Origin of the sequence: Bartonella bennetti (assembly GCF_045945445.1) — a bacterium.
In the GTDB taxonomy this organism is placed as follows: domain Bacteria; phylum Pseudomonadota; class Alphaproteobacteria; order Rhizobiales; family Rhizobiaceae; genus Bartonella.
The window spans coordinates 1,060,525-1,074,200 of record NZ_CP174576.1; the positions used below are offsets into that span (position 1 = coordinate 1,060,525).

Annotated in this window: 10 protein-coding genes and 1 tRNA gene; 10 read left to right on the plus strand and 1 reads right to left on the minus strand. The window is 35.7% G+C overall.

Going from position 1 to position 13,676, the window contains the following annotated elements; genetic code table 11:
- Window positions 1–19 precede the first annotated feature (19 nt).
- Window positions 20–110: transfer RNA gene (locus tag ACJTDF_RS04765), tRNA-Ser, on the minus strand.
- A gap of 357 nt (window positions 111–467) precedes the next feature.
- Between ACJTDF_RS04765 and ACJTDF_RS04770 the strand changes: the two genes are divergently transcribed.
- From ACJTDF_RS04770 to ACJTDF_RS04815, 10 genes are all read left to right on the plus strand, one after another.
- A complete protein-coding gene (locus tag ACJTDF_RS04770; protein ID WP_407965187.1) occupies window positions 468–1,703 on the plus strand; it encodes a porin in 1,236 nt (411 codons plus the stop codon).
- Window positions 1,704–2,306: 603 nt separating this feature from the next.
- Complete coding sequence (gene thiC, locus ACJTDF_RS04775; protein WP_407965188.1) at window positions 2,307–4,133, plus strand: phosphomethylpyrimidine synthase ThiC; 1,827 nt, start codon at window positions 2,307–2,309, stop codon at window positions 4,131–4,133.
- Window positions 4,130–5,080: an FAD-dependent oxidoreductase gene (locus tag ACJTDF_RS04780; protein WP_407965189.1), complete on the plus strand. Its 951-nt coding sequence runs from the start codon at window positions 4,130–4,132 to the stop codon at window positions 5,078–5,080. Before thiC ends, ACJTDF_RS04780 begins: the two co-directional genes overlap by 4 nt.
- Before the next feature lie 3 nt (window positions 5,081–5,083).
- The gene (gene thiS / locus ACJTDF_RS04785; RefSeq protein WP_407965190.1) at window positions 5,084–5,281 is read left to right on the plus strand and encodes a sulfur carrier protein ThiS; all 198 of its coding nucleotides are present in this window, start codon (window positions 5,084–5,086) and stop codon (window positions 5,279–5,281) included.
- A gap of 4 nt (window positions 5,282–5,285) precedes the next feature.
- Window positions 5,286–6,059 (plus strand): thiazole synthase, encoded by a 774-nt coding sequence (locus ACJTDF_RS04790; RefSeq protein WP_407965191.1) that lies wholly within the window; start codon window positions 5,286–5,288, stop codon window positions 6,057–6,059.
- Window positions 6,056–6,661: a thiamine phosphate synthase gene (locus ACJTDF_RS04795; RefSeq protein WP_407965192.1), complete on the plus strand. Its 606-nt coding sequence runs from the start codon at window positions 6,056–6,058 to the stop codon at window positions 6,659–6,661. The genes ACJTDF_RS04790 and ACJTDF_RS04795 overlap by 4 nt, the downstream gene beginning before the upstream one ends.
- A complete protein-coding gene (locus ACJTDF_RS04800) occupies window positions 6,652–7,410 on the plus strand; it encodes a hydroxymethylpyrimidine/phosphomethylpyrimidine kinase (RefSeq protein ID WP_407965193.1) in 759 nt (252 codons plus the stop codon). The genes ACJTDF_RS04795 and ACJTDF_RS04800 overlap by 10 nt, the downstream gene beginning before the upstream one ends.
- A gap of 126 nt (window positions 7,411–7,536) precedes the next feature.
- Window positions 7,537–8,358, plus strand: coding sequence for a uracil-DNA glycosylase family protein (locus tag ACJTDF_RS04805; RefSeq protein WP_407965194.1), 822 nt, complete (start codon window positions 7,537–7,539; stop codon window positions 8,356–8,358).
- A gap of 83 nt (window positions 8,359–8,441) precedes the next feature.
- Window positions 8,442–11,069 (plus strand): aminopeptidase N, encoded by a 2,628-nt coding sequence (gene pepN, locus ACJTDF_RS04810; protein ID WP_407965195.1) that lies wholly within the window; start codon window positions 8,442–8,444, stop codon window positions 11,067–11,069.
- Window positions 11,070–11,364: 295 nt separating this feature from the next.
- Complete coding sequence (locus tag ACJTDF_RS04815; protein WP_407965196.1) at window positions 11,365–13,674, plus strand: ATP-binding protein; 2,310 nt, start codon at window positions 11,365–11,367, stop codon at window positions 13,672–13,674.
- Window positions 13,675–13,676 lie beyond the last annotated feature (2 nt).

A 13,676-nucleotide genomic window follows, 5' to 3' on the forward strand; every position in this document is an offset into this window, starting at 1 on the left:
TATTGATTTTATTGATATCTGGCGGAGAGGAAGAGATTCGAACTCTCGAGAGCCTTTTGAGCCCTACTCCCTTAGCAGGGGAGCGCCTTCGACCACTCGGCCACCTCTCCAACTAAAGTGCATAAACAGTATCAATAAAAAATTCAAGATATTTTCAATTTTTTTCAAAAATATCTGAAATTTTCATTCTAATTGATTAGATTAAACTAAAAAATAAAATAATGGAAATTTGTGTCTTTTTTATCACACTAATCTAAGTAGTACATAAATCATTTTTAACAAGATTATTTTTTCAACAAGATTAATTTATGTTTGTATTTTCAAATAAAGATTTGTATAGTTAACATTATGTAATGTTTTGTTTAGTTGCTTCGTACTTTTTCAGTCAGCAGACATAATTATACCTTTTATACACTTTATACATTCTATTTATACATTCTATAAATAAGCTCAACTGGAGATCCTTTATGAATATTAAAACCTTTCTTTTAAGCTCTACATTAGTTCTCTCTGGAGTTTCTGGATCTCAAGCGGCTTCAACTATTCCAGCAGAGCCTGAACCTATAGAATACGTACGTGCATGTGATGCATACGGTGCAGGATATTTCTATATTCCTGGAACAGAAACATGTATTCGCATCTCTGGTAATGTCCGTGCTGATTTTGCAGGTGGTGATAATATTAATGCAATAACCGATGCGGAATTAGCAAATGGTAAAAAAACTTATCGCACAACTTCACGTTTAACCCTTATTTTCCAAGCTGCTTCTGAAACGGAATTGGGAACACTTCGTTCATATGCAGAACTTCGCTCACAATGGAGCAAAGGAAAAGATAATTCCGGTGGGCAACTTCGTGCTGCTTATATAGAAATTGGTGGTTTTCGTGTAGGTCTTGATAAAACGATTTTCGACAGTTGGACCGGTAGTTATGGTAAAGTTATAAATGATGACAGCATAGCACCGGCAGGTGATACACGCACTAACGTTATCTCTTACACTTTTAATGCTGACTCTGGTTTTTCCGCTATTGTCGGAGTTGAATTGGGAAATGCTTCAGGCCCTTCTCTTAAAACAAACGCTGGTGATAATATCAACTACTATTATATCGATAAAGATAGCACAATTGTTCGTGTTGATGATACAGGTCTTCCTAGCAAACAAACAAAAGACTATAATCCTAATATCTTATTTGGTATGAAATTTATGCAAAAATGGGGTGGTGTTTCAACTATTGTCGCTTATGACGCTTACTACAAAAAATGGGCTGCTAAGACACGTGTAGATTTTAATGTTAATAATAATTTGAATCTTTGGGCAATGGGAGGTTATAAAAATAACCTAGATTACTATACAGTAAATACTGTAGAGGGTTCTAATAATGTATTATCACGTCAGAATACGACCATTTATGCAAACTGGGGTGGTAAATGGGCAGCGTGGGCTGGTGCAACTTACAAAATCAATCCAAAAGCAAATTTGAATGCTCAAGTATCTTATAGTGCTATAAAAACTTTCGCAACATCCGTTAATATTGCATACAAACTGATTCCAGGATTTGTTATTACACCTGAACTAACGTATCTTTCTTGGAAGGATGACCGTACTTTCAAAAGTAAAGAAAGTAATGACACACACTATAGCAATGCTTTGAATGGAAAAAGTGCTTTGCAAAGTATGATTCGTTTCCAACGTTCATTCTAATCCTTGACAAATTATGCTTATAGAAACTGGTAGCCTGAAGTTACCAGTTTCTTTTTTACTGATAACATCTGTAATAATCACAAATCTCTTATAATATTGAATTCATTGATAATTATCTAATAAAATAGCAACTTCACTATATATATTATATATTACACTATATATATTATATATTACAAGTGTTCTACTAATAATAGAGCTATACCTTTTATATCAATAGATCACTTATGAAATAAATCATAAGCATATATTTTTTATTTATGCTATTTCTCTAATATTGTAGGTTGATTACTTACAATTTTTCTTGATCCCATTCAAAAAACATTCCCAAATTACTCAAAATACATCTTTGCAATTGACAATATGAGTATTTCAGCTGATCATAATTGTACAAATAAATGCTCTGACTGGGAATGGATTACATATGTAGACATTACAAAAAATATTTTTATTGATTTCCTCAAAATAAATTTTCTGAATTTTGTCAAATATGTTTTGATACAAAAAATGATATTGTGCGTAATCCTTAATTTATTGAGTTAAACGCATCCTTGATAACCTTGCAAAGCGTTTTTTCACTACGAATCTATAAGGAAAAAGTCTGTGCAAAAAAACACTCCATTAATTAGTTTTTCTCCTTTCCCTGCTTCACGCAAAATTTATCAAAAGAGTCTTCTCTTTCCCAACGTGCATGTACCATTCCGTGAAATTTCTCTAGTAGATAATAATCATGAAAAAACTTTAAAGGTTTATGATACTTCAGGTCCTTATACCGATGAAGATGCAACTATTGATATTACAAAAGGATTACCTGACATTAGCACACCTTGGCTATCTGAACGTTCTGATATCGAATCCTATCCGGCTCGATTAATTCAACCTGCAGATAACGGTTTTACTCATGATAAAAATCTTGCACCAACTTTTGAACAAATTCGTCCCGTTTTTCGCGCAAAAAACGATAAAGCAGTTACACAAATGGCTTATGCACGTGCAGGTATTATTACCGCAGAAATGGAATATGTTGCTATACGTGAAAATGAAGGTTTGGTAGCAAAAGATCAAAAAAAAATATCGAGTGAAACATTCGGCGCATCAATACCAGAAACCTATACTGCAGAATTTGTTCGTAATGAAATTGCTTGCGGACGCGCTATTATTCCTAAAAATATCAATCACCCAGAATGCGAACCAATGATTATTGGGCGTAATTTTCGTGTTAAAATTAATGCTAATATCGGTAATTCAGCAGTTACTTCATCTATGGCAGAAGAAGTTGAAAAGATGATTTGGGCCATTCGTTGGGGTGCGGATACAGTTATGGATCTTTCAACAGGTCGTAATATTCATAATATTCGTGAATGGATTATTCGTAACTCTCCTGTTCCCATTGGAACTGTCCCGATTTATCAAGCACTCGAAAAAGTACATGGCGTTGCCGAAAATTTAACATGGGATATTTTTCGTGACACCTTAATTAAACAAGCAGAACAAGGTGTTGATTATTTTACTATTCATGCAGGATTAAGATTACCCTTCATCCCCCTAACGATTAATCGCATAACAGGTATTGTTTCACGAGGTGGCTCTATTATGGCTAAGTGGTGTCTTCATCACCACAAAGAAAATTTTTTATATGAACATTTTGATGAAATTTGTGACATTGCACGCATGTATGATGTCTCTCTTTCATTAGGAGATGGATTGCGTCCAGGCTCTATTGCGGATGCAAACGATGAAGCCCAATTTGCAGAACTTAAAACTTTGGGAGAACTAACAAAAGTTGCATGGGAAAAAGATGTACAGATTATGATTGAAGGACCTGGTCATGTACCAATGCATAAAATTAAAGAAAATATGGAAAAACAATTAACCCTCTGCCACGAAGCACCTTTTTATACTTTGGGCCCTCTTACAACTGACATTGCTCCTGGATATGATCATATAACATCAGCGATTGGTGCCGCTATGATTGGTTGGTTTGGTACTGCCATGCTTTGCTATGTAACGCCTAAAGAACATCTAGGACTACCAGATAAAAATGATGTAAAAACTGGGGTAATCACTTATAAAATTGCGGCTCATGCCGCTGATCTTGCTAAAGGTTTGCCCGGAGTGCAATTGCGCGATAATACCCTTTCACGTGCACGATTTGATTTTCGATGGCGTGATCAATTTAATCTTTCTCTTGATCCAGATACAGCATGCTCTTTTCACGATGAAACAATGCCTAAAGATGCACATAAATTGGTGCATTTTTGCTCTATGTGTGGACCTAAATTCTGCTCAATGCGTATTTCCCATGATATCCGTGATGCAGCAACAAAAAGAAAAAAAGAAGGTATGATTGCTATGGCTGAAAAATATCAAAAAAATGGTGATCTCTACGTAGAAAATGCTCCCTCTAGAAAAGAGAAAGCAAACAATTGAAAAATATTCTTATCAAAGGTGCAGGTGTAGGCGGTTTAACAGTTGCTTTTATGCTACAACAAAAAGGTATCCCTGTCACTGTATCTGCCCCTCTCCATTCTCCTATAGGGACTGCAAGCTGGTATGCAGGAGGTATGTTAGCACCTTACTGTGAAAAAGAAAGCTCTGAACAAATCATCGAAGATCTTGGTATACAAGCGATGCAATGGTGGAGAGAAATACTCCCTGATATTGTAGCACAAAAAGGCACTCTGGTTGTTGCTCCTACGCGAGATATAACAGAGCTCGAACGATTTTCAATGCGTACAAATAACCACAAAATCATAGACAATACAGAAATAGCACATCTTGAACCTGATCTTGCTGGACGTTTTAACCGTGCACTTTTTTACGAAACTGAAGCGCATATTGATCCGCGCAAAGCACTGATCACTTTAAAAGAGATTCTTATAAAAAATGGAGCCTGTTTTGTTGATATAGGAATATGCGAAGAGAATTTTAATACTGTCATTGATGCAACAGGAATAGCACGTTTAGGCAAAGACAAAAATATACGAGGAGTTCGCGGTGAAATGCTTCTAGTACGCAGCACAGATATTAAAATTTCTCGTCCAATTCGTCTTCTCCACCCACGTATTCCACTCTATGTAGTCCCCAGACAAAATAATATCTTTATGATTGGAGCAACAATGATTGAAAGTGACTTTAGTGGTGCTATCTCAGCAAGATCAATGATGGAATTTCTTAACGCAGCTTATACTCTTCATCCTGCCTTTGCTGAAGCAGAAATTATTGAATCCGGCGTTGGTATTCGTCCATGCTATCCTAATAATTTACCTTATGTTCACAAACATGATAATCATATTTCTATTAATGGATTTTACAGACATGGTTTCCTTTTATCTCCAGAAATGGCAAAACAAGCAGTAAAATTAGCGTTGGAATAAAACATGAAAATATCTGTTAACGGTGAAATAATTGAAACAAAAGTAACTTCCCTCAAATTACTTCTTGACGAATTAGGTTATGAAGGTAATTGGTTAGCAACAGCTGTTAATGCTGAAGTTGTTTCTCTTGATGAACGAAGTCAATTTGTCTTGCACGAAGGAGATAGAATTGAAATTCTAAGTCCAATGCAAGGAGGCTAAAGCGATGTTGAATTTTTATGGACGCGAATTCTCTTCCCGCCTTTTATTAGGTACGGCTCAATATCCCTCACCAGAAGTTCTTCGTAAAGCTATTCATAAATCTGGTACAGAAATTATAACAATTTCATTACGCCGAGAAACTGCAGGAGGAAAACAGAGCGGACAATTTTGGCAATTTCTTAAAGAGCTTGACATAACTGTACTTCCAAATACTGCTGGCTGTTATACTGTTAAGGAAGCAGTAACAACAGCCCAATTAGCACGAGATCTCTTTAAAACGCCTTGGATTAAACTAGAAGTTATTGGTAATCCAGATACATTACAGCCAAATGTTTTTTCTTTAGTCGAAACAGCGCAAATTTTAAATAATGAAGGATTTCAAATTTTTGCCTATACAACAGACGATCTTATTGTTGCTGAAAAACTCTTTGAAGTTGGCTGCCGTGTCATTATGCCTTGGTGTGCGCCTATTGGATCTGCTAAAGGTCCCCGTGATACTGATGGATTACGTTCTATCCGTGCATATCTTCCTGATCTTACTCTTGTTATCGATGCTGGTATTGGACGTCCATCACATGCTACCATTGCTATGGAGCTTGGCTATGATGCAGTACTACTCAATACAGCTGTTGCTAAAGCTGGTGATCCTGTATTAATGGCTGAAGCATTTTCTAAAGCTATTACAGCAGGACGTATGGGTTATAAAGCAGGATTACTTGAAGCACGCAACGTAGCAGTTCCTTCAACACCAGTTATTGGAAAAGCAATATTTTCATGAAACTTGACCCATTTTATCTCATTGTTGATAGTGCAGATTGGGTTGAACGTTTAGTTCCCTTTGGAATTAAGCTGATACAATTACGCATAAAAGATAAAGATACAGAAACAATTATTCAACATATAAAACGAGCAAAGAATATATGTGACAAATTTAAAGCCCAGTTAGTCATTAACGACTATTGGAAAATAGCCATTGACGAAAAATGTGATTTTATTCACCTTGGACAAGACGATTTAAAAAATGCTGATATTTTGGCAATCCGTAAAAGTGATATAAAATTGGGCCTTAGTACTCATGATGAACACGAATTAGATATAAGTTTATCTATATCTCCTGAATATATTGCACTTGGTCCTATTTATCCAACAATTTTTAAAAAAATGAAATGGGCTCCACAAGGACTAGAAAAAATCAAGCAATGGAGAAAGAAAATCGGTTCTTTGCCTCTAGTAGGTATTGGTGGTTTAACACCAGAACGCGCAATCAATATTTTAACAGTTGGAGCAAATAGCGCTGCTGTTGTCACTGATATTATTTTAAATAAAAAGCCCGAAGAACGTGTCCAACAGTGGATAAAGGTGACTCAAGCATGGCGCTAATGCCTTCTATACTTATTGTTGCAGGTACCGATCCAACAGGAGGAGCGGGTATTGTTCGTGATATAGAAACAGCAACGCATTTTCAAACAAAAGCAAGTTTAGCCATTACAGCTGTCAACGTACAAGATAACAACCATGTTGCTGAAATTGTGCCCATGAGTAAAGAAACTGTTGCTGCACAAATGCGTATTGCCCTCAAAAACAATTCAATACATGCAATCAAAATCGGTATGACAGGAACCCAAGGAATTATAGAAGGGATCTGTGATATCTTAAAAGATTATCATCATATTCCAACCATTCTTGACCCTGTGCTTATTGCCTCATCAGGAGGGCAGCTTACCACAGAAAAAATCACAGATATTATGCTCAATAAACTGCTTCCTCATATTGATCTTTTAACACCCAATATGGCAGAGCTCGCTCTTCTCAGTAAAAGCTCTTTGACTTCTAATCATGAAGAAGCAATCCACCAAGCACAAAAACTTCTCTCATTTGGTCCACGCCATATATTAATAAAAGGTGGACATACCGAAAGTAATTTCGCAACAGATAGCTTAATTAACAAAACTGAAGTTATAAATATTTCCTCTCCCCGTTTAAAAGGAACAATGCGTGGAACAGGTTGCATCCTTTCAAGTGCTATTGCTGCAAATCTAGCATTAAAACAATCGATGATTGAAGCCATAAAAAATGCGAAAGCATACACTTACACATTATTTCTGAAGCATTGTCAAAAGGATCATTAAAATCTAATACCACTCCATTTTCTGAGAATATACTGAACTTCTATTCGCAATAAACATATTATAAATCTTGAAGAATAATTCTTCTTAGTCTATTGCTTTATAGATCAGTACAAAGCAAAAAGAAAAATGTCAAAAAAAAATAAAGATGTAATCTTAAATGAAGATCTACTCAGCTTCTATAAAGAAAGTGGTGTTGACACTGCGCTTACTGATGTTCCTATTGATCACTTTAATCAAGCTATCCCTTTAGAACCGCAATTAAACCAAGCATGCGATATCTCCTATCATCAACAAATATCACCAACCATAAAATCGCATACTCCTTTACTTGATAATCCGGATAAAATGCAACCCGTGCTCTCAGCTGTAGAGATAGCAAAAAATGCTCAAACACTTGATGAGCTGAAATCTGCCCTTCTTTCTTTTAACGGCTGCTCATTAAAACTAACAGCCAAAAATACCTGTTTTTCTGATGGAACAGCAGGAAGTCCTCTTATGCTCATAGGTGAAGCTCCAGGACGAGAAGAAGACATACAAGGAATTCCATTTGTAGGAAAAGCAGGCATACTACTCAACAAAATACTTGCATCAATTGGTCTCACAAGACAAAATGTCTATATAGCAAATACTATTCCCTGGCGTCCACCAGGAAACCGCACACCAACACCACGCGAAATTGCATTATGTCGCCCTTTTATTGAACGTCAAATTTTATTAGCCAAGCCTCGTATTCTCATAGCGCTGGGAAGCACTGCCGTGCAATTTTTTACGGGAATTCAGAGTGGCATTATTCGAATAAGAGGAAAATGGCTTACTTACGAAAATGAAAATCTTAAAATACCTGTTATGCCAACTTTTCATCCTGCTTATCTTTTACGAACGCCTAGTCAAAAAAAGCTCACATGGATAGACTTTTTAGAAGTAAAAAACCGTTTAAATAATCTTTAATCATTTTTAAATTCTGCCTTTTCTTAAGAAATAAGCGGCCTTTCAACAAATTAACCTCCTCCAATATAGCAAGGAAAACAATTATGAAGCAAGAAACAATCCCTGTTTATCATTTAGAAGATTACCAACAAACACCCTATGCTATACCTAAAACACAACTTAATTTCTGTCTGGAACCAACAAAAACTGTCGTTAAAGCAACATTGTCTATTGAACCTCGTAAACATACAAAAGAATTAACACCTCTTGTACTTTCCGGTGATGAACTGACATTAGTTTCTGTTACTATCAATGGAGAAAAATTAGCCCAAAATGCTTATAAAAGCACTCCTTCGAACTTAGAAATTATTGCTCCTCCCGCAACTTCTTTCACATTACAAATAGTGACAGAATTGAATCCTAAAAGTAACCGTCAACTTATGGGACTTTATCTTTCAAATGGTGTCTATTGCACACAATGCGAAGCAGAAGGCTTTCGTCGCATTACTTATTTTTATGACCGTCCCGATATTCTTTCTACCTATTCAGTAAAAATTGAAGCAGATTCTCAAACGATTCCAATCTTACTTTCTAATGGTAATCTCATTGAAACAGGAACCCTTGAGAATAACAGACATTTTGCTCTTTGGGAGGATCCTCATCCAAAACCATCTTACCTTTTTGCTTTAGTTGGTGGAAATCTTGACAAACTTGAAGATCATTTTATCACAGCTTCCGGACGATGTGTCAAACTTGGTATCTATGTAGAAAAAGGTAAAACTAAACAAGCAATTTATGCTATGGATGCCCTCAAACGTTCCATGCGTTGGGACGAACAATGTTTCGGGCGTGAATACGATCTAGATGTTTTCAATATTGTTGCTGTCTCTGACTTTAATATGGGCGCAATGGAAAACAAAGGTCTTAATATCTTTAATGATAAATATGTTCTTGCAGATCCTGAAACAGCAACGGACAAAGATTATAGAAATATTGAACGCATCATTGCACATGAATATTTCCACAATTGGACTGGTAATCGTATTACCTGTCGTGACTGGTTTCAACTTTGTTTAAAAGAGGGATTAACTGTCTACCGTGATCAGGAATTTTCTGCAGATCAAAATATACGTAGTCTGCAAAGAATTGAAAACATAAAAACGTTGAAAGCTACGCAGTTTCCTGAAGACACTGGTCCTCTTTCTCATCCTGTACGCCCCCGTCAATATAGTCAAATCAATAATTTTTATACTACAACTATCTATGAAAAAGGAGCAGAAGTAGTGCGTATGGTACGTACTATATTAGGCGCTGTACTCTTTCGTAAAGGTATGGATCTCTATTTTCAACGCCATGATGGACAAGCTTGTACTATTGAAGATTTTATCGCTTGTTTTGCTGAAGTATCGGATCAAGATTTCTCACAATTTATGCTATGGTACGAACAGGCAGGTACCCCTCATGTGGAAATTGATAGCCATTATAATGATGGTACTTTAACAATTCATGCAAAGCAACATATTCCACCAACACCACACCAAAATAATAAGAAACCCATGCTTATCCCTATTGCCTTTGGTCTATTAGGACCTGAGGGACAATCACTCACCTATGAAGGTGATAAAACTATTCAATCAGATGTTATGTTACTTTCTAAGGAATCTCAAACCTTTCAATTAAAAGCACTGCATGATAAACCTGTCTTATCACTCCTGCGAGATTTTTCTGCCCCTATTATTTTACAAACTCCATTTAATGAAAAGGAACTGATTTTTCTTGCTCAAAATGATAGCAATCAAATCAATCGTTGGCAGTCACTGAATACTCTAATAACACAAGCCCTTATTAGAGCCATTCAAGATAAAACACTCGAAAAAGCAACCATGCCCTCTAACTTATTAAAGCTGATTAAAACCATCGTCAAAGATGAAAGCTTAGAGCCGGAATTTCGGGCATTTTGTTTAAATTTACCAAGCGAAAGTGAACTTGCAAACGCAATTGGTAAAAATATCGATCCAGATCGAATCTATGATGTACGTAATCAATTTTTAGCTTCTATTGCACACACTCATCAAGAACTTTTCACAAAATTCTATGTACAAATGCAGGTACAAGAATCTTATTCGCCAAATGCTCAGCAAACTGGAAAAAGAGCATTACGCAATATTATATTAGACTATCTCTCTATTGCCGAAGATAATCCAAAGCGTGCTGCCACACAATATGCAGTGTCTGATAATATGACCGATCGTATTGCCAGCATAACAATTTTAGTACAACGCTTTAACAAAAGCGAACAAGCGCAAAATGCTTTAAATGATTTTGAAAATCGATATTATCATGATCCTTTGGTCATGGATAAATGGTTTTCAATTCAAGCAATGGTTGCAGGAGCATCAACATTTGATTGTGTTCAAAAACTCACAACACATCCGCTTTTTTCACAAGATAATCCTAATAGAGTACGTGCTTTGATTGGCGCTTTTGCCTCTGGTAACCAGACGGGTTTTAACAGGATTGATGGTGCATCTTATCATTTCCTATGCCAAACTATTTTAGAAATTGACCCTAAAAATTCACAACTTGCTTCACGATTATTAACAATTATGCGCTCTTGGAGACAATTGGAACCTATTCGACAGAAAAAACTCGAATCTGCATTAAAAACAATCGCAACAGCAGCAAAATTATCAAGTGATGTTACGGATATTATTAATCGTATCCTTGCTTAAAATAAAAATATTGATAATTAAATCGTTGTAATATTGCTCTATTAATGAATCGAATTTAGTTCTTTTGAGGCTTTCATAACAAGAAGCCTATAAATAAGCTATTTTAACCTATTTATAAGTAATATTAAAGTTCTTTTAATTTTCACAATTTATACTCATTAGAGTAAAATTATTCTTTTTTTAAAAAAAAAGACTAGACAGAAGACTCTTGTTTTGATTCATTAGGCTTGTTGAACTGTTATAAGTACCAAAACAGTTTTCTAGTTACATTATTCATGATTAAAGGACCCCAGAAATGGCTAAATTGGACGCGTATAACGCGGCCACAAGAATGCATTCTGATTCAAAACCAAGCACTTCAAACTGCAAGGTAGGAGTAGCACGTATTTCTAGTTCGACTTACCAAAAACTCCTCTTTATCGAACCTTGGTTGCGACGTTCTATTCCGTTCGCCATTATTATATCTTTGATTGTGTTAGCAATAATACGCTTTGCATCACTTTATGATTGGCGCCATACAATTGACAATAATGCGCGCTCTACACTTTCTCTTTTATCCTCCTCTATCGTAAATAAAATCAACTATGATTTACTGACTTTTAATCAGCAAAAAAAAGTAGCTGATCTTTCTCATAATCATTTACAAAATATTCTGATAAACTTTCATCATCACAGCTTTACTAACATCAATCCTATAATAGCTATCCTTGATCGCAATGGAAATATCTTAGCCTCGTCTAATTCAGAAATAATTTCAGAAAAATCTTTACAAGATTTTATTTCTGAAAATATCGATTCATTGCCTCTCAAAAAAAATACTGGAATTATAGAAATTACAATAGGAGAAGAACTTTCTCTCGCTTCATTCAATCAAACAGACAATGGCCAATATAGGGTATTCATTAGTGCAACCAAAAAACATATCTATACGGAATGGCAAAAAAAATTCTCATTAAATATAACTTTATTTATAGGAACAGTGAGTACTATTTTAGTTCTTCTCTATGCTTATTATAATCAAATCACACGAGCGCGTAATACAGATCTGATTTCAGAAAAAATTCAAAATCGCATTGATATGGCTATGATGCGCGGACGTTGTGGATTATGGGATTGGAATATGGCAAGTGGACGCGTTTATTGGTCACGAGCAATGTATGAAATGCTTGGCTATGAACCTCAAAATGCACTTCTATCAATTTCTCAAATTACTGCTATCATTGACCCAAAAGATGCCAATTTTTTTGAACTCGCTCAAGAATTAATGGATAGCAAAAAAAAACATATCGACATTAATGTACCTATGCGGCACGCTGAAGGCTATTATGTATGGATGCGCATTCGTGCCGAAGTAACCGATGAAGAAGAACCTCACTTGGTTGGCATTTCCTTTGATATTAGTGAACAACATCAATTTGTTGAACAAACTGCACAAGCTGATCTTCGTATTCGCGATGCGATTGAAAATATTTCTGAATCTTTTGTTTTGTGGGATTCAGAAGGGCGTCTAGTTATGTCTAATAGCAAATTTTGTGAATATGCTGCTATCCCTAAACAGATGCTACAATCAGGAATCGAACGTGCAACTGTTGAAGCCATGTCACGTCCTGCTATTAGTGAATATCCTCTCAAAATAGATGAAACTGGTAACTTAACGAGTATTCGCCAAACTGCAGATGGCTACTGGCTAAAAATTAATGAGAGACGCACACAAGATGGAGGACTTGTTTGTGTTGGTACTGATATATCTGAACTTAAACAACAACAAGAAAAATTTGAAGATAGTGAAAGGCGGCTTTTTTCATTTATTCAAGAACTAAAACGTGCCCGAGGAAATGCTCAACAACGTGCTACAGAAGTTGAAAAGCTTAATAAAAGCCTACAAGAAGAAAAAGAACGGGCCGAAAGTGCTAACAAAGCTAAATCAGAATTTTTAGCCAATATCTCCCATGAATTGCGTACTCCTCTTAATGCTATTCTTGGTTTTTCAGAAATCATGTTGCAATCTACCTTTGGCCCCCTCGGTTCACAACGCTATAAAGAATATATGCATGATATTCATAATTCAGGAACCCATCTTCTAACTCTTATCAATGATATCCTTGATATGTCAAAAATCGAAGCTGGAAGATTCACCCTTGACCGTAAAAATATCAACCTTGAACCAATTATCAGTGAAACAATTCGTACGCTAACACCACAAGCACAAGCGAAAAAGATTTCTCTTACAACAAATATTGAACAAAAACTTCATGCTGATGTTGATTGCCGCGCTATGAAACAAATTTTTCTTAATCTTATCTCTAATGCTGTTAAATTCACACCTTCTGGCGGCAGTATTGATATCCGTGCTTTCCAGAAAAATAATAACCTTATCTTTAGTATTAAAGATACAGGTGTTGGTATTCCCCAAGAAGCAATCAAAAAACTTGGACAGCCTTTTGAACAAGTTGAAAATCAATTTACCAAAACCCACCCCGGCTCAGGCCTTGGATTGGCTATATCCCGTTCTTTATTAGAATTACATAAAGGGAAACTGGAAATCACTTCTAAAGAAGCAAAAGGCACAATCGTAACGATTATAATGCCAATTCAACAAAATTAAAT